The sequence below is a fragment of the Nocardiopsis alborubida genome (assembly GCF_012396365.1).
Classification (GTDB): domain Bacteria; phylum Actinomycetota; class Actinomycetes; order Streptosporangiales; family Streptosporangiaceae; genus Nocardiopsis; species Nocardiopsis alborubida.
Window position 1 is genome coordinate 26,549 of sequence record NZ_JAAXPG010000023.1, and the last position, 20,922, is coordinate 47,470.

A 20,922-nucleotide genomic window follows, 5' to 3' on the forward strand; every position below is an offset into this window, starting at 1 on the left:
CGGCTCCCGGTACGGCCCGTCGGCGGCCAGCAGTTCGGCGTGGCCGCCCCGCTCCACCACCCGGCCCCGGACGAGCACGACGATGTGGAAGGAGAAGCAGGCGTGCTCGGCGCGCGTCCAGGGCTGTCTACAGCTGCTGAGCATCCGTCCGGGTCAGACGACGCCGAGACCTCCAGGCACGTTCGGCACGATGCCGGTCGGTCGGGCCGCCCGAGGAGATCCCAGCCCAGGGCTCCGCGACCGTCAGGTTTGGCCAAAGGCGCGCCGGTAGGCGCCGGGTGTGGTGCCGAGATGCGCCCGGAAGCGGCGGCGCAGGTTGACTGCCGAGGTGAGTCCGACGCGGGTAGCGATAGCTTCAACCGGCAGGTCGGTCTGTTCCAGCAGTGCCCGTGCCGCGTTGATGCGTTGGCCGAGCAGCCACTGTCCCGGGCTGGTCCCGAGTTGGTCGGCGAACCGCCGGGCGAGGGTCCGGCTGGAGAGCCCGGCGCGTTCGGAGAGCCGGTCGAGGGTCAGTCGGGCGTCGAGCCGGGAGGCGGCCCATTCCAGCAGGGGCGCCAATGACTCGTCCGACCTAGGCGGTACGGGCCGTGCGGACTGTGTGGCGTACTGGAGCTGGCTGCCTTCCCGGTGCGGCGGCAGGACCATGTTCCTGGCGATCTGCGCGGCGTATGCCGCGCCGTGGTCGGAACGTACCAAGTGCAGGCACAGGTCGATGCCCGCGCCGGTTCCGGCGCTCGTGGCCACGTCGCCGTGGTCCACGAAGAGCACGTCCTGATCCAGCCGCACCTCGGGGAAGGCGGCAGCGAGTCGGGCGGTGTCGCGCCAGTGGGTGGTGGCGCGGCGTCCGTCGAGCAGTCCGGCCTGGGCGAGGACGAACGCTCCCGTGCAGATGGCGACGATCCTCGCCCCGCGCCGGTGGGCGGTCCGCAACGCCGCGGTGACGGCTGGTGGCGTGGCAGTGCCGGGAGGCTGCCAGCCGGGGACGATCACGGTGTCCGCCTGCTTCAGGGCCTCAAGGCCGGCCTCGACGACCATCGGGTAACCGGCGGTGGTCTGTAGGGGGCCGGGGTGCTCGGCGCAGATCCGGAAGCTGTATCGGGGCGGTTCGCCGTGCGGGGCAGTGCCGAAGACCTCGGTGGCGCAGGAGAGTTCGAAGGGCGATTGAGGCGGATGGAGCAGGGCCACCACCCGATGAGGACGCATGGCAAGATTGTACCCTCAGGTGTCTTTCTGGACTCTCAGCCGAACGACCCGCACGGGACACGATGGGCTCATGAGCGAAACCACCAAAACGACAGTGCGGAGAACCGCCGTTCAGGTCGACGGCGAACCGGCGAGCTACTTGGCCGCGGGACGGCATGACGCCCCGCCCGTGCTGATGCTGCACGGCACGTACTGGAGCCGTGTCTGGCTCCCCGTGCTCGGCCACCTCGCCGACGCGGGGCTGCGGCCCCTCGCGGTCGACCTCCCCGGCCTGGGGCGCTCGGGGGGCCGACTCACCCCGGAAACGGCCACGGTTCCGGCCCTCGCCGACTGGGTGACGCGGTTCGCCTCCGCGCTGAACCTCTCCGGCCCCATCGCCCTGGCAGGTCACGACATCGGCGGCGCCGTCGCCCAGCACATCCTTGCCCGCAACCGGCTCGACGTGTCCCGGCTGGCCTTGGTCAACTCGGTGCTTTACGACTCCTGGCCCGCGCCCCACGTGGCACGGTTCCGGGACGGGGACACGGGCGAGGGCGTACTCGCCGCCCGTCGGCAGGCGCTTATGAGGGTGTTGGCCGGTGTCGCCACCGAGTCGTTGATCGCGGACTACGTGGATCCGTGGACCGGTGAGGGGGTGCGCCGCTCCTGGATGGCCCTGGCGGGCGCGGCCGACAACCGCTACACCCTCGACCTCGTTCCCGCGCTGCAGCGGTCCACGACGCCCAAGCTGCTGATCTGGGGCGAAGACGACCTCCACGAGACGGTGGAATACGCCGAACGGTTCGCCTCGGAGATGCCCCGCACCACGCTCATCCGCATCCCGAACGCGGATCACATCCCCACGGAGAATGCTCCCGACCAGATCGGCCGCGCGCTCACCGACTTCTTCACGGCGTAGAGGTGTCACGACCGCTCGGCCTTGGTCGGCCTGGCTGTGACGACACCGATGCCTCCAGGCGCGTTGGTCACGGTCCCGGTCTACAGGCGCATCGGCTCACGGCTCCGATCGACGCGACGAGTGCCCGTCACCGAGTGGGCGAGGGGATTCACAGTCGTCGGACGCGCAGCACGCTGGTCAGCAGCGGGAGGGTGAACCCGCCGTGGGCGGTCTCCGGCCTGCTCGCGAGGAACGCGCGGATACGGTCCGGCGCGGCCGCTCGTTCCCGTTCCGGCATGACCAGCATCCCCGCGCGCGTCGCGAGGGTCGCGACCAGGGAGTCGGCGGTGCGGCGCTGGCCGTGCGGGAGACCGGCCTGCTCCGGTGAGCCGAACCGGGCTGCCCCGCCGGTCTTCGGAAGGTGCATGGCGTTGCCGGCCAGCACGGCATCGGCGGATGCGTCCGGCCGCGGACACAACGCCGGACGGCCGCGCCGGGGCCCGGGGGCTCCGGCGCGGCCGTCCGCATGGCTGTCGTGGTGGTCGGTGCGCGGGCTACCCGGCCGGTCGCGCCTCGACCTCGTCGAGCCAGGCCCGCACCGCATCGTTGTGCTCGCCCAGGGCGGGCGGCGGCAGGTGGCCCGCCCCCGGGGGCCGCGGCGCCTCGTCTGCCACGGGGTCGAAGCGCAGCGCGGACCCCGGCAGCTCGATCGGGCCGAGCACCGGGTGCTCCACCTCCAACAGCAGCCCCTGGGAGCGCGTCTGCTCCCACTCGTAGACCTGGTCGATGGTGCGCACCGCCCCGCAGGGCACCCCCACCTCGCCGATCCGGCGCAGCCACTCGTCGCGCGTGCCCTGGCCCAGCACCGTCTCCACCTCGGCGATCAGCTCCTCGCGGTGCTCCACCCGGGAGGCGTTGTCGCCGAACCTGGGGTCGCGGGGGTCCAGGCCGAGCAGCCCGGCGAAGCGCTCCCACTGCGCCTCGCCGCCCACCGCCACCTGGAGCATGCCGTCCATGCAGGCGAAGGCGCCGTAGGGGGCGATGGAGGGGTGCTGGTTGCCCAGGGCGGTGGGCACCTCGCGCCCGACCGTCCACCGGGTCCCCTGGAAGGCGTGCACGCCCACGATCGAGGACAGCAGCGAGGTGCGCACCACCCGTCCGCGCCCGGTGCGCTCCCGCTCCAGGAGCGCGGCGAGCACGCCCTGGGCGCCGTTCATCCCCGCCAACAGGTCGCCGATGGCCACGCCCGTCTTGGTCGGTTCCTTGGGCGAGGGGCCGGTCAGGCTCATCAGACCGGCCTCGCCCTGGGCGATCTGGTCGTAGCCCGCCCGTCCGCCCTCGGGGCCGTCGTGGCCGAACCCGCTGATGGAGCAGACCACCAGGCGGGGGTTGAGCTCCTCCAGGCGGCTGGCGGGGAACCCGAGCCGGTCCAGGACTCCGGGGCGGAAGTTCTCCACCAGGACGTCGGCGGCGCGCACGAGCCGGGTCAGCTGCTCCGCGCCGTCGTCGGACTTCAGGTCCAGTTCGATGGACTCCTTGTTGCGGTTGCAGGACAGGAAGTAGGTGCTGATGCGCTCCTCCTCCGGTCCGACGAACGGCGGACCCCACCCGCGCGTCTCGTCTCCCCTGCCGGGCTGCTCGACCTTGATCACCCGCGCGCCGAGGTCTCCCAGCAGCATGGCCGCGTGCGGTCCGGCCAGCGCCCGTGACAGATCGATGACCACGATCCCCTTGAGCGGCCCTTGCGAGCGGTCCACGTTCCCTACCTCCTGGTGCTTGGTACTCATCCGGTGTTCGTGTTCTGGGTGGTGCGCTCAGGGCGCGGCGCACAGGCGGCGGTAGCGCGCGGCGCGTCCGGCGGGCGGTTCGGCGGCTCCGTGCGGCTGCACCGCGGCGAGTTCGCGGGCGATCGCCTCGCCCATGCGCGCGCAGAAGGCGCCGTCCTCGTCGGCCGCGTCGCCGGACTCGGGGACCACACGGTCCACGAGTCCGCGGGCGCGCAGGTCGGCGGAGCCGATGCCCTGGACCTCGGCCAGTTCCCCGGCGCGGTCGGGGGTGCGGTGGACGATCGCGCTGGCCCCCTCGGGCGGCAGCGGGGCGAGCCAGGCGTGCTGGGCGCACAGGACGCGGTCGGCGGGCAGGAGGGCGATCGCGCCTCCGCCGGTGCCCTCCCCCAGCAGGACCGAGACCGTGGGGGCGGCCAGCGAGGTCATCTCGGCCAGGCAGCGGGCGATCTGACCGGCCGTCCCCCGCTCCTCGGCCTGCGCGGAGAGCGCGGCGCCGGGGGTGTCGATGACGGTGACCAGGGGCAGACGCAGTTCGGCGGCCAGGCGCATGCCCCGGCGGGCCTCGCGCAGCGCGTCCGGTCCCATGGGCTGTTCGGCGCTCTGGCGGGAGCGGTCCTGGCCGACCAGGACGCAGGGCCTGCCGCCGAACCGGGCCAGCGCGGTGACCAGGGCGGGAGAGGCCTCGCCCTCGCCGCTGCCGCGGAGGCGCACCACGTGGCTGGCCGCGTGCCGGAGCAGTTCGCGCACGCCCGGGCGCTCCTTGCGGCGGGAGCGGGTGACCGAGTCCCAGACGGGGGCGGGAGAGTCGGGTTCGGCGGACGGCGGCGGGGGCGTGGCGGCGGCCGGGCGGTCGAGCAGGACGTCGAGGGTGAGCCCTGCGGCGTCCCTGACCTGCGCGGGGGTCAGGACGGCGTCGACGAGGCCGTGCCGCTGGAGGTTCTCCGCGCGCTGGACGCCCTCGGGGAACGGTGTGCCGTGCAGCGCCTCGTAGACGCGGGGGCCCAGGAAGCCGACGAGCGCTCCGGGTTCGGCGGCGGTGAGGTGGCCGAGCGATCCCCACGAGGCCAGGACGCCCCCGGTGGTGGGGTGGCGCAGGTAGACGAGGTAGGGCAGTCCGGCGGCCTTGTGCGCGGTGACGGCGGCGGTGATCGCCGCCATGGCCACGAAGGCGGGGGTGCCCTCCTGCATGCGGGTGCCGCCCGAGGCCGGAGCGGCGAGCAGGGGGAGCCGCTCGGCGGTGGCGCGTTCGACGGCGGCGACGATGCGCCCGGCGGCGGCGAGCCCCACGGACCCGGCGAGGAAGCCGAACTCGCTGACCACGACGGCGACGCGGTGGCCGTGCAGCCGCCCCTCCCCCGTCAGGACCGCCTCGTCGCAGCCGGTGGCGGCCCGCGCCCGGGCGAGCGCGTCGGCGTAGGCGGGGTCGGGGTCCACGTCCAGGGGCGCCTCGTCCCAGGAGAGCTGGGATCCCGCGTCGAGTGTGCGGTCCAGAAGCTCCCGGGCGGTGTCGCGGGTCTCCACAGCAACCTCCAAATGGTTCAGTGGCTAGGCCACTAGGCCTCACGTCAGGGTGGCACGAAACCACACGTTTTGTGAAGTCCCCGTCGCGCCCGATCGCGGAGGCCTCCGCCGAGCCGGTCCCGAGAGCCCGTCGGCCGGATGCTCTAGCCTGGAAGTCCCTCACCGCAGTCAGATCCGAGGATCAGGAGCCAGCGAGCGTGCCTACCAAGCCCCGACCCCGGCCCCCGGCGCGCCCGCGCCTGTACGAGCAGCTCGTGGAGCGCCTCGTGGAACACATGCGGGACGCCGGCCTGGGCGTGGGAGACCGGCTCCCGCCCGAGCGCGAGCTGGCCGTCGCGTTGGAGGTGAGCCGGGCCTCGGTGAGCCAGGCGCTGGTGGCGCTGGAGGTCCAGGGGGTCATCGAGGTGCGGCACGGCGACGGCGCGATCATCCGCCAGACCGTCTCCGAGCAGGGAGTCCTCGCCCTTCTGCGCGACCGGGCCAACCGGCGCGCGGAGATCATCGAGGCCCGGCAGGCACTGGAGGTCAAGCTGACGGAGCTGGCCGCCGCGCGCCGCACACCCGAGGACCTGGCCGCGATCGACGCCGCCCTGGACCTGATGCGCCAGGAGGTGGCCAACGGCGACCGCGGGGTCACCGGCGACGAGCGCTTCCACGCGGCGATCACCACCGCCGCGCGCTCGCGCCTGCTGGCGCGGATGATGAACGAGATAGCCCCGATGATCAGGGAGACCCGCCTGGAGTCGCTGTCGCAGCCGGACCGCCCCCGGGCCTCGCTCGACGGGCACGAACGCATCGCCTCCGCCATCCGCTCGGGCGACCCCAAGGCGGCGGCCGACGCGATGCGCGACCACCTCGTGCTGGTCTCCGCCGTCAACGGGGACGCCCCGGTCACCCCCTGACCTGGATCAGTGGGTCACAGGCCAGGCCTTCGAACCAGCCAAGTGTCCTGCCCTGGCCCTTGGGCCAGGGCAGGGCGACGGGGGCGGCACCGGTACGCGCGGAGGGGCCCGGAAGGCCGGGCCCCTCACGCCCGCGGGTTCCCGGGTGGCCCCCAGCGGCCCCCGACCGTCCCCCGAAAGGCACTGTCGTCACAAAGGCACTGCCGTCACAGCAGCCCCGGCACCACCAGCACACCCCAGGCGACCAGCGGTCCCACGACCACCACGATGCCGCTGTAGACGAGCATCTGGCGGTAGAAGCGGGTCGGGTCCACCCCGGTCGCGTTGGCCAGCACCAGGGCGCCGTTGGTGGAGAACGGGCTGACGTCGACGATGGTGGAGGAGATCGCGAGGGCCACGATCACGCCGGTCGCGCTGATGTCGCCCATGAGCAGGAACGGGATGGCCAGCGGGATGGTCGCGCCCAGGATCGCGGTCGAGGAGGCGAAGGCCGAGACGACGGCGCCGATGTAGCACAGCAGCAGCGCCACCAGGAGCGGGGCGCCCAGGCTGGCCGCCCCGTCGCCGACGTACTCGATGGTTCCCGCGCTCTCCATGACACCGACGAAGGTGAGCATCCCGGTGATCAGCAGGACCGTGGACCAGCTGATCTGGGAGAGCACGTCCTTCTGCGACTGCGGCGCGATCAGCGCCAGCGCCACGCTGACGGTCAGGGCGACGAAGCCGACGTCGAGGCCCACGCCCAGGGCCAGGACGCCCAGCGCGACGATGCCCACGAGGGTGGCGATCTGCTCGAACCGGACCGGCGTGCGCTCGGAGGCCGCCCCGCCGCTTGCGCCCGTCCCGCTCCCAGCCGTCCCGTTCGCGGCTGTCCCGTTCGCGGCGGAGGCGTCGGCGGGACCGCCCGTGGCCAGCGCGACCGATCCGGTCCCCGACCCTCCGGTGGTGCGGGCGGCCTCGGTGACGGCCTCGGCCTCGTGCGCGCGCACGCCGAAGAGCCGGTTGCCTCCGAGCGAGACGAACAGGACCAACGCGATGCACAGGTTGAAGACCAGGCTGCCGAGGAACAGCGTGAGGGGGGACACCGAGAGCCCGCTGTCGGCGACGATCCCGTTCACCGTCACGCCGTAGACGCTGACCGGCGAGAACCCGCCGCCCTGGGCGCCGTGGACCACCATCATGCCCATCAGCAGCGGATTGATCCGGTACCGGGCGGCGAAGCTCAGCGCGATCGGCGCGACGATCGCCACGGCCGCCGGACCGAGCGCGCCCACACCCGTCAGCACGGCGGAGATGCCGAACATGATCCAGGGGATCGCGGCCACCCGGCCGCCGACCATGCGGGTGGCGCCGCGCACGAGCAGGTCGATCGTCCCGTTGTTCTTCGCGATGGCGAAGAGGTAGGTGACGCCCACCAGGGTGAGGAACAGGTCGGCGGGGAACCCGCCGAGGACCGCGTCGGCGTCCATCCCGAGGACCAGGAGTCCGACCATGAAGGCCGCGACGAAGGCCAGCGCGCCGATGTTGATCGGCAGGACGGTGGCGATGACGAACATCGCCAAGAGGACGAGGATGGTGAGAAGCTGAGGGGTCATGACATACCGATCAGAGGGACAGTTGGGGCTGTGATCTGGGCCATAAGGCTAGTGGCCTAGCCAATAGGCCTTTAGGCCTTCTGTCAAGTCCTCTGGTCGCACGAATCCCGCTCCCGGTGCCACGACGGTCGGGGCGTGTCCGGTGGATGCCGCCCGTCAGGTCGGCACGTTCCACGAGGTGAGCACGGGACGGTCGTGCTCGCGGCCCAGCGTGCTCACCGTGGCCGTCTCCAGCCGGAACAGCGCACCCGCGGCGGGCGGCAGGCCCAGCCGGCGCGCGGTGAGCACCCGCAGGACGTGGCTGTGCGCCACCAGCACCACGTCGTCCCCTCCCCCGTCGTCGAGCAGGGGCGCCAGCCTCTCCAGGACCCGGTCGACGCGCTCCCCGACCTCCTCCACGCTCTCCCCGGGATGCCCGGGACCGCCCGGCACGATCCCGTCGCGCCACAGGTACCAGCCGGGACGCCCGACCTGGATGTCGGCGGTGGTGATCCCCTCGTAGCCGCCGTAGTCCCACTCCGTCAGGTCGGGGTCGGTCTCGCTCACGCGCAGCCCGGCCAGTTCGGCGGTGCGCGCGGCCCGTCGCAGCGGGCTGGTCACCACCCGCCCGACGTCGCGCGCGGCCAGCAGCGGACGCAGCGCCCTCGCCTGCCGTTCCCCCTCCTCGGTCAGGGGGATGTCGGTGAGTCCGGTGTGGCGCCGCGTGCGGCTCCACTCGGTCTGTCCGTGCCTGATCAGCACCAAGTCGCCCATGGCCCTGTTCCTGCCCCGGGAGGGGGAGCCAAACTCCTCCACCCCGGCCGCGGCCGAGACCGGTGCGGCCTCCCGACCAGGCAGAGCACGGGGAACGCGGCGGGTGACCACCTTTGACAGCCCCGCCCGTTTCCAGCACGATGCGCGGATGAGCAAGCCCTCCAGGGCGGTCGCCGCCGTCAGCGCCGCCGTGGGCGCGGTGCCCGCCGTCTCGGGCGGCTACCTGGTGTACGACGCCCACCAGGTGTGTCCCGGGGGCGCGTCCCGCTTCACCGTGCGCTACGCGGCGGGCAGCGGGCCCTGAGCGTCGATCCGGGGGGCTCCGCGGCCGCCGAGGGGCTTCTCGCCTACGCCGCGCCCCTGGAGCGGGCCGCGCTGTTCCCCGCCGAGGACTACGGACCCGCGCTGTTCTCCGGGCCGCTGACCTCCCTGGCCGCGGACCCGGACCTGGCGCCCGCACGGCTGCGCCGGGCCGGGGTCGGCCGCCTTCGAACTGCGTTCCTGGTGAGCCGGGGCGCGAATCCGGCGGACGCCGGACACGGGGGAGCTTTCGTCGCTACGCTCCTGACCATGACGCAGCACACCGCCACCAGTGACGTGCGGGATTCCCTGCCCGAGGAGATCCCGCAGCCCCGTTTCCACCGGCCCAACGAGGACCTGGCCGCGGCCATGGAGTGCGCGCGCTGCAGGGAGCAGGGCATCAGCGTGCCGCCGGGCGGCGCTCCCGCGCGGCTGTCCAACTCCGAGGCCAAGAAGGCCAAGAAGGCGAGGAAGCGCGCCCTGGAGGAGGCCAGGAGCAGGCCCCAGGAGAAGATCCCGGCCGACCGCAGGCGCGTGCCGCGGATGGGCCCCCACCACGCGGAGTTCTTCCGCGAGCTGTGGGAGCGCGTGGCCTCGGAAAACGCGGGCTCGACCCCCGACAGCCGGCTGCTCGCCCTCACCTTCACCCTGCGGGGCGCGCTGAAGGGCTGGGCGAACTTCACCGCTCAGGACCTGCGCATCCTGCGCCTGGAGGACGCCCACGCCGCCCTGAGCGACCTGACCTCCTCGGGGTGGCTGGGCACGACACCGGAGACGGTGATCGAGTCCGACGCCGCGAACCCGGCCCGGTGCGGCCTGCCGAGTCTGGACGGCAACACCTGGAAGCTCGGCAACGGCGTGCGGTCCCGGGCCTCGGGCTGGTTCTCGCGCACCCTCGCCCACAAGAAGATGCGCAAGAAGCCCAACCGGCTCCGCCTCGTGGCGGCCTACCTCGCCCTGTGGGCCGAGCCCGACGGCCGGATCCGCGTCCCGGCCGCGGACGTCGTGACGGCCTGCGCCCTGTCCGGCACCGACGAGCTGGCGGAACTGCTCGCGTGGCTGACGGAGATCTCCTGGGTCGAGGACCTGGGCGTCGACGGCGGCGCCGTGGTGGCCTCCCTCACCGAGGTCACCCTGCCGCTGGCCTACGTGCCCCTCCCGGAACCGACGCCGCCCGGCACCGCACCGGCGACCACACCGCTGGACGTGCCCGTCACCGACCGCGCCCGGGAGCTGGTCTCGGGCCGCGGGGAGCGGGTGGCCCGCTGGGTGGACGCCTACCGGGACGAGCACGGGCACGGGCCCAGCTGGTCGGCGGTGGCCGAGGCCTTCGGGTGGCCGCCGCGTCAGGCGCCCGACCACGACGTCACCCACGAGGCGTTCCGCCTGCTGGCCGATGACGGCTGGCTGACCGGTTTCGGCGTGCCCTTCGGGCTGCGCTCGGGGCCGGGCGGCCCGGCAGCGGACTGATCCGGCGCGGGGCGGGGCGCCGCGCGGCGTCCCGCCCCGCCCCTAACCCGCGGTGTCGGGCAGCAGATCGGCGAGAAGTATGTCGGCGACGGTCTCCTCGTACACGGCCCTGCCGTGCTCCCGCATCGCCTCGGCCAGCCCCGGATCCCACGGAGTCGGCCGGGCGTCCCCCTTCAGGGGGTGGCTCTCCTCCCGCACGTGGGCGCGGTAGTCCCGTGCCGACATGCGCCAGGGCCGCGCTGCGTGGCGCTCCACGACCTGGTGTGCGATGACCGTGCCGGGCCAGTCGAAGTCACCGTGGTAGCGCAGCTCTCCTCCGCCGTCCACGATCGCCGAGGCCAGCCGGTGGAAGGCGGCGGACGGGTAGCCCTCCGTGCACAGCAGTGGCGCGGAGTCGGCGCCGAGCTCACCAGCGGCCCGGCGCAGCACCGCCGGGTTCTCGCACACGTACACGACCGGAGCCTCGACGGTGATCGGCAGGTGCACGAGCTGGTGCAGGGTGACGTGGAAGGGGGTGCCGTGGCGCGCGGCACCGGTCAACCACTCCCCCAGCCCCTCGCCGTGCGCGGACAGGTTCAGGACCAGGACTCGACTGGCCAGGTCGTCCAGGACCACGTCGCAGGACTCCCACAGAGACCGCCGTTCCTCCGATCCGTCGGGGCGTTCGGTTCCGGTGCGCAGAGCCAGGGCCCGCAGCACCAGTCGGGACAGCGTAGTGCCGTGGTTGAGCGCCTTGGTGTCCCCGGTCACGTCCACGGCCAGTGCCGGCAGCAGCAGCGGCGGTGCACCGTCCGGGCGCCCCTCGACCGCTTCAAGGACCCGGGCCGCACGGGTCAGGGTCCACAGCGCCGTTCCCTGACCGACCATGGTGCCCAGGGTGCCGTCCCGGGTGAGGTCGGCCAGCCACGTCCGGTACCACGCGGCACTCCCGTGCAGGGGGCTGCCCTCGGCCGCCGTCAGCGCCTCCTGCCGGGCCTTCCGCTTCTGGGCCTCGATCCGGGGCCCGTAGCGTAGTTTCGGTCCGAGGGTCTCCAGGAGTCCGGTGATCCCGAGCCCGGTGTTGTCACGGACGACCGCGTCCAGTTCGCGCAGGTGGACACGGGCACTTTTGGTTCCATGGCGGGGGAAACGGCCGGTGATACCGATCACCGCCTCTCGCTCGGCATCCGTAGGGTTCGAAACGCCGACATAGCCGTCGAGGCTGCCGTCATTGGTCTGGAGGGACCGACGGGCCGAGCGGAGCAGACGCTCGTACCTCGGGTCGCGGAACCTGTCCAGGGCGTCCTCACTCATCGGTCTCCGTAAGCTGTCGGGCGGCCCGGGAGGGCCGGATGTGGTCGTCGGTTCCTGTCCGTGGCTCTGGGGGAGCGGCTGTCCACCCCACCGGTGCCGGGGCGACCCGCTCAGGCGTCGGCGTCCTCCAGCAGGGTTCCGGCCGAGGACAGCGGGGCGAACCGGCTGGGGGTGACGCCCAGCAGCCGGGCGGCCAGCTCCTCGTTGCCGGAGAACCCGGCGTCGGCGTCGATCGTCTGGGCGCCGTCCCAGAGCATGAGCATCGCCGAGACGGTGTGCGCGCCCTTGTCGTGGTGCATGTCGTAGTGGGCGGCCATGGGCACGGTGTCGTAGTGCACCCACAGGTCGTGCCCGGTCATGAACATGTCCAGGTCGAAGGTGACCGTCAGCCCCATGAGTTCGGGCTTGTAGCGGTCGTCGATGCCGGCGAAGGCCTCGTCCAGGGCCACCATCCGGGGGCAGGTGGGCGCGGCGGAGGTGTACAGGGCGTTGGCGGCGGCGAACAGCGGCAGGTGGATCGCGGCGGACTTCTCGCCTCCCGACATCTGCTCGTGCTTGTTCCTGGTGAGCTTGACCTCCTCCTGGCCCGGCACGGCCAGGCGCAGCTCGAACCGGTACCAGGTGCGGTAGTCCAGCACCGCCGACAGGACCTGCTTGTAGGTGGCGCGCGGGTGGGCGGCGTGGTGTTCGCGGATCATCTCCCGCAGGACCTCGCGCAACTGGGTCAGTCCCGAGGCGCCCAGCCCGGTGGCGTCGCGCCGGACCAGACGGGCGGCGGCGGCCTGGTGCTCGGTGACCCGGTCCGAGCGGCTCCAGCGGATGCCGATCCGGGTGCCCGAGGACATGGGCCGCGAACGGGTGTCGCCGTCCATGCTGACGACCAGGTCGCGGGCCACCCGCACCCGCTCGTGGATCTGCTGGGCGATCCCGGTGAGCAGTTCGTCCTCCAGCACCCCGCGCTCCTCCTCGCGCAGCAGCGCGCCCTGCTCCTCGACGCGTTCGGCGATGACGCGGGCGAAGGCGGAGACGGGGTTGCGGCCGGTCTCGTCGTTGACGAACACCGTGATGACGCCGCTGGCGCCGAGGTCGTGGTCGACCCGGTAGCCCTCGGCGTCGCCGCCCAGGGTGTCCTGGAAGACGCGCAGGGCGTTGGAGATCCGCGTGGAGACGGACTTGAGGTCGCCGTCGGTGACCGCGGCCCCGGAGCCGACCGCGGCGGTGAACGCGTCGAGCATCTCCGCCGCGTGACCGGGCAGGACGGCGCGCACGGCGGCCTCCGGGTCGCCCGGGACCGAGGACAGGACCACCTCGGCGGCCTCGTCGGGGGCGGGCCAGGAGCGCCGGTCCGGCCAGGCGTGCGCGGTGTCCACGCCCAGGGTGGCGCGCAGGTCGGGGTGGGTGAGGGCGGCGAAGGCGTCGGCCTGCTCGAACAGGGCGGTGAGGGAGTCGGTGAGGGCCCGCTGCCCGCCCTCCAGCTTCTCGTCGGACCGGATCATGGCCTCGTGGGCGGCCGCGGCCTCCTTCTGGGCGCTCTGGTGCTCCTCGCGGGCCCGGCGCAGCCCCTCCTTGACCTGTTCGAGCTCGGCCATGAGCTCGCGGACCGGGGCGTCGATACCCTCCTGCTTGGCGGTGAGCTCGGCCACGGCGCGCTCGTGCTCGCGGGTGCGCTCCTCGTGGCGCTCGCGGTCCTCCTCCAGCCGTCCGCGCAGGCGGGCGAGGGTCTCCTCGCGGCCGTCCAGGTCGGCGGTGTGCCGGTCGACCTCGGCGCGGGCGGTGTGCAGCCGGCGCGCGGTCTCCAGGAAGTCGTCCACGGCGCGGGCGACGGCGTCCACCGCCTCGGGCTGGGCGGGCATGGCGCGTTCGGTGGCCACCGCGCGCACCTGGTGGCGGTGCGCGTCGACCTCGGCGACCGCGGCGTCCAGGTCGCGGCGGCGCTCCTCGCTCTCGGCCCGCGCCGAGGCCAGGAGGGTGGACTGCTGGTCGACCCGGCGCACGGCCCGGTCGATCGTGGTGGTCTCGGGCAGGGCGGTGCGGGCCCGGGTGAAGGCCTTGAGCAGTTCCCCCGCCCGGTCGAGCTGCTCGGCGACCCCCGCGCGTCGCTCGTCGAGTTCGGCGATGCGCGCGTCGCACTCGGCCAGGCGCTCCCGGCGGCGGTGTGCGCGGTTGGTGGCGCCGATGAACTCGGGGGCGGCCTTGGGGCTGGCGCCCGCCAGCATCCCCTGGGCGAACCGTGCGCCGGTGCTGACGGTGTGCGCCGCCGCTCCTCCGGAACCGACCGGCCCGAGGGACTGGACGGCGTCCGTGAGATCGGCCGGACCTTCCCCGCTGTCGTCGCTCAGGCGCACCGATGCCAGGACACGGGCGATGACGTGCTCGGGGACCCGGTCCTGCTGTTCGGGCACCAGCACGTCGGCCAGGGTGGGGCCCTCGCGAACGGCGGTGTCGGCGGTGGGCAGCAGGTAGGCGTCGGCCTCGCCCGCGGTGAGCGCGGCGCGGGCGGCGTCGGCGTCGGGGGGCAGCACCCAGGCGGTGAGCAGGCCCGCACCGTGCAGGGCGCCCTCGATCGCGGCGGCCTCGTCGTCGCCGACCGCGTCGGCGAAGCGGACCAGCTGCCACAGCGGGGCGCCGGGGCGCCCCTCGCGGGAGGCTGTGCGCAGCGCGTCGGCGGGCGGGGCGTCGTCGCGTTCGGCGGCGATGTCCTCTCGCTCGCGGGTGAGGCGGTCGATCTCGGCGGTGAGCCGGTCCCGGTCGGTCTCCAGGGTGCGCGTGTGGGCGGCGGCGTCCAGGCGCTGCTGGTCGGTGTGCTCGCCGTAGACCTCCGCCACCGTGGGGGTGCCGGGTCGGCCGACGCCCTCCAGCGCCTCTGCCAGGGCCGCGACGCAGGCCGCGTCGGTGACCGGGGCGGGACCCTCGGCCCAGTGCCCGGCCCAGGCGGTGAGGGCGTCGGCGGCGGTGGCGCGGGCCGCGGCCAGGTCCTCGGCCGCGCGGGCGCACTCCGCCTCGCTGCGCCCGAGCCGGTCCTCGGCCTGGGTGCTGGCCCGTTCGGCGGAGCCGCGCGCGGTCTCGGCCCGGGCGAGTTCGGCGAGGCGCTCGCGGACCGCGGCCACGTCGGCGCGGCGGGCGGTCGCGCGCGCCTGGGCGGTGGCGGTCAGGTCCTCGCCGGTGTCGGCGGGCCCCTCCCCGTCGTGGTCGAGCCCGGCCTGTCCGGCGCTCTCGGCCAGCTCAGCGGCGAGTTCGCCGGTGCGCGCCCGCCCGTGTTCGAGGTCGGCGGCGACCCGGTCGGCCTCCCGCTGGAGGGCGGCGACCTCCCCGGCCTGGTCGTCCAGCCGGGTCTGCTGCTCAGCCAGGGCGCGGGCGTTCTCGGCGCTGTGCGCGCGCTCGATCTCCAGGGCGGCGTGGCTGCGGAAGGCCTCGTGCGCCTCCAGCCCGCCCCTGCGTGCGGCGAGCTGGCGGATCCGGGCGTCGTGCTCCTCGGCCCGGCCGGTGGCGGCCGCGTGCGTGAGCGTGGCCCGCTCGCGGGTGTCACGGGCCTCGGCGATGGCGCGGGCCTGCTCGACGGTCTGCCCGATGGCGGTGTGCACGCGGGCGAGCCGGTGGCGGGAGTGGGCGGTGAGGTAGGCGGCGTACTCCCCGACGAAGGCCGTGGTCGCGGTGTGCGCCGTGGTGGCCTGGTCGAAGCGGCGCTGGACGGCGGCGAGGTTGGTGAAGTCGCGGGCCGCCTGGTCGACGAGTTCCTCGTCCAGGGGGCTCAGGCCGCTGGTGAGGGTCTCGGAGACCTTCTCGGGGTCCAGGTCCTTGGCCAGCAGCGGGCGGCGCAGCGCCAGCAGCAGGTCGAGCAGCTGGACGTAGCGCTCGCCCAGGCCGAACAGGCGGGCGTCCACGGCGCGGCGGTAGTCGGCGGCGGTGGAGCGGAAGGCGTCCTCGCCGAGCACCCCCTTGAGCTGCCTCTCGGTGAGCGGACGGCCGTCGGAGGCGAGCAGGCCGAAGTCCACGCCCAGGCGCTGGTCGGTGACGAAGAAGGAGGGGGTCACTCCGTCGCGGTGGCGGTGCGCGCGCAGACCGATGACCAGGGTGACCGTCTCGGTCCCCTCCCGCTCCTGCGGTCCGGTGCGGGCGAACTCCATCCACACGTACCCGTACTCGGAGTCCTGGCCGCGGTAGAGCAGGTTGGACTTCATGGTGCGGTTCTGGCCGCTGAAGGGGTCCAGGCGGCGGGCGTCGGTGTACCCGTCCAGGATGAACGGGAAGAGCACCTCCAGCGCCTTGGTCTTGCCCGAGCCGTTGTGCCCGCGCAGGACGAGGCGCCCGTCGGCGAACACGAACTCCTCGTCGACGTAGTCCCAGACGTTGATCACACCGGCGCGGCTGGGCCGGAATCGGTCGCTCCTGGGGGACATCAGTTTCCTTCCGCGGGGATGGAGGCGGCTGCGGGGGTCGTGTCGGGAGAGGCGTCGGAGGAGGAGGCGTCCGCGGCGCCCTCGGCCCCGGCTCCCTCAGTGTCGGGGTCGCCGACGTCGGGTGCCGCGGACGCGGCGGGCTCCCCGCCGGTCGGGGCCCGCTCCCCCGGCGGGGGGTCGGACAGCCCCAGGGGCAGCTGTCCCTCATCGGCGCGCTCGGGCAGCGCGCCCTGGATGTTGCGGTAGCGGGAGGCGGCGGGGAGCACCAGGGCGCCGCCGGGAACCGGCCGGATGAGGGAGAGCTCGGCGAGCAGGGTCAGGGCGGCGTCCAGCAGGCCGTAGGGGTCCTGCTGCCAGGCTCCGCCGAAGGAGGAGGCGCCGAACTCCGCGTAGAGCTCGTGGATCATGGTCTCCCAGCGGCCGCGTTCGACCAGGGGGACCTCCAACGGCGCCGCGGCCTCCTCCCGCTCCCCCACGGGCTCCACGGTCCAGGCCAGGTCGGCCACGACACCGTCGCGGGGCAGACCGGCGTCCACGAGCCGGACGAGATCCGCTTGGTCCGCGGCCTGAGACGGCGCGGGCAGCCGGACCAGCGCGGCCAGGGAGGTCTCCAGCAGGTCGGCCACCTTGGCCAGCAGCAGTCCGGCGGTGCGGTTGACCGCCCCGCCCCGGCCGGGGAAGGGCCGGTCGGTGAAGGTGCCCGCCGGGTCGGCCAGCAGGACGCCCTCGGCGCGGCGCTCGACGCTGAGCCCGGTGGCGCGGGCCAGGTCCTCGGCCAGGCCACGGCCGCGCAGGACCGCGGCCACCGCGGGTTCGACGTCGGCGTAGTACACGACCGGCCGCTCCACCAGGAGCCGCCGCGCCCGCCGGGCCGCCTGCTCGCGCGGCGAGGCCTCGGTGAGCGGGTCGGCGAGCAGCCCGGCGACGCTGCCCAGGTGCTGGACCGGGCGCGCCGGACGGAACAGCAGCTCGCACACCTCGTGGTCGATGTCGAACAGGGCGTCGCCCTGCTCACCGCCCGCCGCCCACGCCTCCAGGGACCCGTCGGACAGGTGGAGCGCCCCGTGGTCCACCAGCCAGTGGGCGACGTCGACCAGCGCGGCCTTGTGGGTGCCGTCGGTGGGGTCGTAGCCCAGACCGCCGACGGCGTTGGCCGCGGGGGTGAACCGGCCGACCAGGTCGGCGAGGCTGATCTCGATCTGGGAGCGCTGGAAGGCGGCCAGCACCAGGCACAGGTAGGCGAGCCTGCGCCGGTCGAAGGGCTTGCCCCGGCGCGAGAAGGTCTGGCGCTGGGTGGGGTCCAGGGCGTCGAGTTCGCGGATCAGGCGCACGTGGTCGGTGGTGGCGACCAGGGTGTAGCCGAAGAGCCGCTCCAGGTCGGAGGCGAGTTCGTCGGCCCAGCGCAGCACCTGGTCCAGGACACCGGGGCGCGGGCGCGCGGCGGTGATGAGGTCGCAGGTGAGGACGCGGCGCATGGCCTGCTGGTAGGAGCCCAGGTCGGCGGGGGCGACCGTGCGGGCGAAGAGTCGGGGCATCAGGTGTTCTTCGTTCGGGGCCGGTGGCCGGTGGCCTCCAGGCGCAGACCCGGCAGGTGGAGCCGGCCCTGGCTGGTGTGGACGGTACTGCCCGCCGGGTCGGGGACCAGGCGGACCATGGTGCCGTTGCCCTCGCCGCTGGCCGAGGACAGGCGTCCGGCGACGACGCTGCGCGACTCCAGGGCACGGGTGACCAGGCGCAGCAGGACGCGGGTGTCGGTCTCGTCCAGGACCCGGCCGTGGGCGCCCAGGTCGACGAGGCGGGCCGCGGCCTCGCGTTCGGCGGCCCGGTCGGCGGCCTGCTGTCCGCGCAGGCGCGCCTGGACGCCGGGGTTGCGCCGTACCGGCTTGGGCACGCCCGCGTTGGGGGCGGTGCCGCTGCGGAACAGGGTGACCGACACCTCCACGCCGGGGGCGTCCCACCAGGTCGTGTTGGGCGGGATCTGTTCCTCGTCATCGTGGGCCGCGCCCAGGTGGCGGGCGGAGCGGACGTTGAAGGCGGCGCCCATCAGGGCGTGCGCGGCGCCGTCGTCGGGGGTGTGGAACACCCACTCGGCGAGGTGGCGCAGCTGGGTGGAGCGGTTGACCCCGCCGCGCTGGGCCTCGGTGATCTGGCGCAGCAGGGCGATGACGCCCGAGACGGCCGACCGGGTGGCCGAGTGGAGTTCGGCGGCCCGCGCGGGGATGGCCTCGTCGGAGGCGAACCAGGCGCGCAGGGCCCGCCAGCGGCGCCGCCAGTCGGCCAGGCGCTCGTCGCGCTCCATGAACAGGCGCTCGTCGGAGTCCGCGGCGCGGGAGAGCAGCGTGGCCAGACCGGTCTCCTCCACCTCGCGCACGGCGCGGTCCAGGCGGGGCAGGTAGCGGTCGAGTTCGGCCATGAAGTCGCTCATGTGCACCAGCAGGGCGTTCTTGTGGCGCAGGAAGATGTCCGGGGAGGTGTCGGTGGAGCGCAGGATCTCACCGAGGGTGACGTGGAACTGGGCGGAGCGGCGCCCCATGTCCTCCATGACCGCGTCCAGGCGCGAGAGCCTGCGGTAGACCTGTTCGGCCCGGCCGGTGCGGTTGGCCTCGGCCAGGGCCCGCAGGTCCTCCAGGACCTCGGAGAAGACCAGACGGGACAGGTTGACGTCCTCGATGCGGGCGCCCAGCAGGTTCTCGACCGACTGGTAGGCCCGGTAGCCGAGCTCGCTGAACTGGTAGACCGACTGGCGGTTGCGGTAGCGCGCCAGGTTGCCGGCGCGCGAGGCGTCGTCGAAGCGGTGCACGACGCGGTCGGCGTGCAGCTCGTCCAGGCGGTCGCGCAGGCTCCGGTCGGGCACGGGCACCCCGTCGTGGGACCGGGCGAGCTCGCGCAGGGCCTCGGCGACGTCGTCGGGGGCCACCTGGACCTGGTGGACCTCGCGCAGACGGTCCATGGCCCGCAGGATCCACAGGTAGGTGACGTGCTCGTCGCGCCGGGTGAAGTTGAACAGACGGAACCGGTCGCTGACCGCGAGCGAGTCCATGTCGAGGGCTCTGCGTTCGACCACGGGCCGCCCCTTCGGTTGGTGTGCGCTGCCGGGGCGGACCTCGGACCGGTCGCGCCTCCATCACTAACGCTAGGTGACCGAAGGGACGGTACACCCGTTTTCCACAGGTCCGGTTCCGGGAGGACGCTCGGCGCCCCGGCGAAGGCCGTGTCCCGCGCCGGGGCCGCGCAGCGTCACCGGAGCACCGGACCGGTCCTGACCGCTGGTCCCCGCGCCCCGCCCGCCGGGACCGGGCCGGCGGACGCGCCCCCGGGTCAGGACACCGTCTCGGCCTCCTCGGCCCGCCGTTCGGGCACGGCGCCCCCGCGCGACCGGCGCCGGAGCACGAACAGGCCCGTGAGCAGGCTGACCGCCAGGACCACGGCCATGATCGCCAGGAAGCCCACCGCCCCCACCTGCGGGCTGATGATCAGCGGGATGGCGGCCGCGGTGACCAGGCCGCCCCCGAAGAACGGCTCGAAGATCAGCTGCTTGTAGCCGAACGCCGGATAGGCGGGTGACTTCATCTCCGGGTCGACGACGCGCATCAGCACCAGACCCGTGGCGGTGACGCCGAGCGACTGGCCGAACTCGCCGATGCCCCGTTCGAACCAGTGGTTGGGCATCATCCGCGGCGCCAGGAACAGGAAGCCGCACAGCGACCACAGGATGCCCGCCACGGCGAGGATCGCGAAGGCGGCGATGTTGTCGGCGATGGCCTGGAGCGACAGGGTGGCCATCGCGGCGATGATGAGCACGTCCAGCGACAGGCCCTGGACCCGCTCGACGGTCCCGTGGTCCACCACGTCGTTGCGGTCGAACCGGTCGATGAACACCTGGAGGACGATGCCGCCGATCATGGCCAGCGGGAACAGCGGCACGAAGGCCATGATCTCGATGATGTCGGCCCACAGCATCCGCTCCAGCCACTGCAACCCCATGAGGATGAGCTGACCGATCAGCACGGCGAGGGCGACCAGCCCGAAGTGGAGCGTCAGCGGGTCCATGGACGAGGGGTGGACGGTCATGGTCGAGCCCGCCGAGCGCTTGCCCGGCTCGACCAGCCCGGCCTGCTCGGTGTCGCTGCCGCGGGTGTCGGCGCTGATCACGTTGGACTTGCCGCGGCGTACGCCCCAGTTGATGAGGACGATGCCGACGATGATCCCCGACAGCAGTCCGACGGTGGCCATGCCCAGGGCGAGGTCCTGCCCCTCGGCCCAGCCCACCTGGTCGAAGGTGTCGCCCAGGCCCGCCGCGGTCCCGTGCCCGCCGAGGAAGCCGATCTCGATCAGGGCACCGGAGATGACCGGCACGCCGAACAGGGGGGCGAGCACCAGCAGGGCGAGCACGAGGCCGATCACGTACTGGCCGCTGGCCATGGTGACGCCGAAGGCGAGGTTGGGGCCCGCCAGGGACGCGGCCTCGCGGAAGCGGGGCAGGGGCTTGCCGAGGAAGAGGCTGGCGAAGACCACCGAGATCAGCAGGCCGGGCAGGGCGGACCAGACCGCCATCACGTCGGCGCCGAAGAGCCCGCCCTCGGCCGCGCGCTCGGCGAAGCCCCCGCCGACGCCCCGGTCGGCCAACCATCCCATGAGGCGCCCGAACACGTCGGGTCCCAGGAGCAGCGCGACACCGCCGCCGATGATCGACCCGGGCAGGTAGAGCCTCTGTGTCAGCTTCCACCTGACCCGTACCAGCTTCGCTGTCAGCAGCAGCACTCCCAGCAACAGGAGCGCGAGGCCGACGGTCTCAGGGCTCATCCTCTACCTCTCGTGTGTCGG

At 73.7% G+C, this 20,922-nt stretch carries 15 protein-coding genes; 4 read left to right on the forward strand and 11 right to left on the reverse strand.

Annotated features, from left to right (window positions below):
- Window positions 1–243 precede the first annotated feature (243 nt).
- Window positions 244–1,203 carry a GlxA family transcriptional regulator gene (locus HGB44_RS22225; RefSeq protein WP_061081641.1) on the reverse strand — a complete coding sequence of 320 codons (960 nt, stop codon included), beginning with the start codon at window positions 1,201–1,203 and terminating at the stop codon, window positions 244–246.
- 70 nt (window positions 1,204–1,273) lie between these two features.
- On the opposite strand from HGB44_RS22225, the gene HGB44_RS22230 reads away from it, so the two are divergent.
- Window positions 1,274–2,101 (forward strand): alpha/beta fold hydrolase, encoded by an 828-nt coding sequence (locus HGB44_RS22230; RefSeq protein ID WP_061081640.1) that lies wholly within the window; start codon window positions 1,274–1,276, stop codon window positions 2,099–2,101.
- A gap of 148 nt (window positions 2,102–2,249) precedes the next feature.
- Here HGB44_RS22230 and HGB44_RS22235 read toward each other — a convergent pair whose 3' ends face one another.
- The 3 genes from HGB44_RS22235 to HGB44_RS22245 all read right to left on the reverse strand — a co-directional run bounded on the left by HGB44_RS22235 (window position 2,250) and on the right by HGB44_RS22245 (window position 5,388).
- Complete coding sequence (locus tag HGB44_RS22235) at window positions 2,250–2,507, reverse strand: hypothetical protein (RefSeq protein WP_210752015.1); 258 nt, start codon at window positions 2,505–2,507, stop codon at window positions 2,250–2,252.
- Between the two features lie 127 nt (window positions 2,508–2,634).
- Window positions 2,635–3,867 carry a CaiB/BaiF CoA transferase family protein gene (locus tag HGB44_RS22240; RefSeq protein ID WP_210752016.1) on the reverse strand — a complete coding sequence of 411 codons (1,233 nt, stop codon included), beginning with the start codon at window positions 3,865–3,867 and terminating at the stop codon, window positions 2,635–2,637.
- A gap of 27 nt (window positions 3,868–3,894) precedes the next feature.
- Window positions 3,895–5,388 (reverse strand): carboxyl transferase domain-containing protein, encoded by a 1,494-nt coding sequence (locus HGB44_RS22245; protein ID WP_061081639.1) that lies wholly within the window; start codon window positions 5,386–5,388, stop codon window positions 3,895–3,897.
- 197 nt (window positions 5,389–5,585) lie between these two features.
- On the opposite strand from HGB44_RS22245, the gene HGB44_RS22250 reads away from it, so the two are divergent.
- Complete coding sequence (locus tag HGB44_RS22250) at window positions 5,586–6,290, forward strand: FadR/GntR family transcriptional regulator (RefSeq protein WP_061081638.1); 705 nt, start codon at window positions 5,586–5,588, stop codon at window positions 6,288–6,290.
- Window positions 6,291–6,496: 206 nt separating this feature from the next.
- On the opposite strand, the gene HGB44_RS22255 is transcribed toward HGB44_RS22250, so the two are convergent.
- On the reverse strand, window positions 6,497–7,885 hold the full coding sequence (locus HGB44_RS22255; protein ID WP_061081637.1) for an SLC13 family permease: 1,389 nt from the start codon (window positions 7,883–7,885) through the stop codon (window positions 6,497–6,499).
- 156 nt (window positions 7,886–8,041) lie between these two features.
- Complete coding sequence (locus HGB44_RS22260) at window positions 8,042–8,638, reverse strand: histidine phosphatase family protein (RefSeq protein ID WP_061081636.1); 597 nt, start codon at window positions 8,636–8,638, stop codon at window positions 8,042–8,044.
- A 148-nt stretch (window positions 8,639–8,786) separates the two neighbouring features.
- Here HGB44_RS22260 and HGB44_RS22265 point away from each other — a divergent pair, with 148 nt between their 5' ends.
- Together HGB44_RS22265 and HGB44_RS22270 are read left to right on the forward strand one after the other, a co-directional pair.
- Window positions 8,787–8,942: a hypothetical protein gene (locus tag HGB44_RS22265; protein ID WP_168444107.1), complete on the forward strand. Its 156-nt coding sequence runs from the start codon at window positions 8,787–8,789 to the stop codon at window positions 8,940–8,942.
- Window positions 8,885–10,408 carry a hypothetical protein gene (locus tag HGB44_RS22270; RefSeq protein ID WP_231972510.1) on the forward strand — a complete coding sequence of 508 codons (1,524 nt, stop codon included), beginning with the start codon at window positions 8,885–8,887 and terminating at the stop codon, window positions 10,406–10,408. The genes HGB44_RS22265 and HGB44_RS22270 overlap by 58 nt, the downstream gene beginning before the upstream one ends.
- A gap of 42 nt (window positions 10,409–10,450) precedes the next feature.
- Here the strand turns inward: HGB44_RS22270 and HGB44_RS22275 are convergent, their stop codons facing one another.
- The 5 genes from HGB44_RS22275 to HGB44_RS22295 all read right to left on the reverse strand — a co-directional run bounded on the left by HGB44_RS22275 (window position 10,451) and on the right by HGB44_RS22295 (window position 20,901).
- Window positions 10,451–11,701 carry a TIGR02679 family protein gene (locus tag HGB44_RS22275; RefSeq protein ID WP_061081634.1) on the reverse strand — a complete coding sequence of 417 codons (1,251 nt, stop codon included), beginning with the start codon at window positions 11,699–11,701 and terminating at the stop codon, window positions 10,451–10,453.
- 110 nt (window positions 11,702–11,811) lie between these two features.
- Window positions 11,812–16,098 carry a TIGR02680 family protein gene (locus HGB44_RS22280; RefSeq protein WP_061081633.1) on the reverse strand — a complete coding sequence of 1,429 codons (4,287 nt, stop codon included), beginning with the start codon at window positions 16,096–16,098 and terminating at the stop codon, window positions 11,812–11,814.
- A complete protein-coding gene (locus tag HGB44_RS22285; RefSeq protein WP_061081632.1) occupies window positions 16,098–17,633 on the reverse strand; it encodes a DUF2398 family protein in 1,536 nt (511 codons plus the stop codon). Before HGB44_RS22285 ends, HGB44_RS22280 begins: the two co-directional genes overlap by 1 nt.
- The gene (locus HGB44_RS22290) at window positions 17,633–19,162 is read right to left on the reverse strand and encodes a TIGR02677 family protein (RefSeq protein ID WP_061081631.1); all 1,530 of its coding nucleotides are present in this window, start codon (window positions 19,160–19,162) and stop codon (window positions 17,633–17,635) included. The genes HGB44_RS22285 and HGB44_RS22290 overlap by 1 nt, the downstream gene beginning before the upstream one ends.
- A gap of 254 nt (window positions 19,163–19,416) precedes the next feature.
- The gene (locus HGB44_RS22295) at window positions 19,417–20,901 is read right to left on the reverse strand and encodes a sodium/glutamate symporter (RefSeq protein ID WP_061081630.1); all 1,485 of its coding nucleotides are present in this window, start codon (window positions 20,899–20,901) and stop codon (window positions 19,417–19,419) included.
- Window positions 20,902–20,922 lie beyond the last annotated feature (21 nt).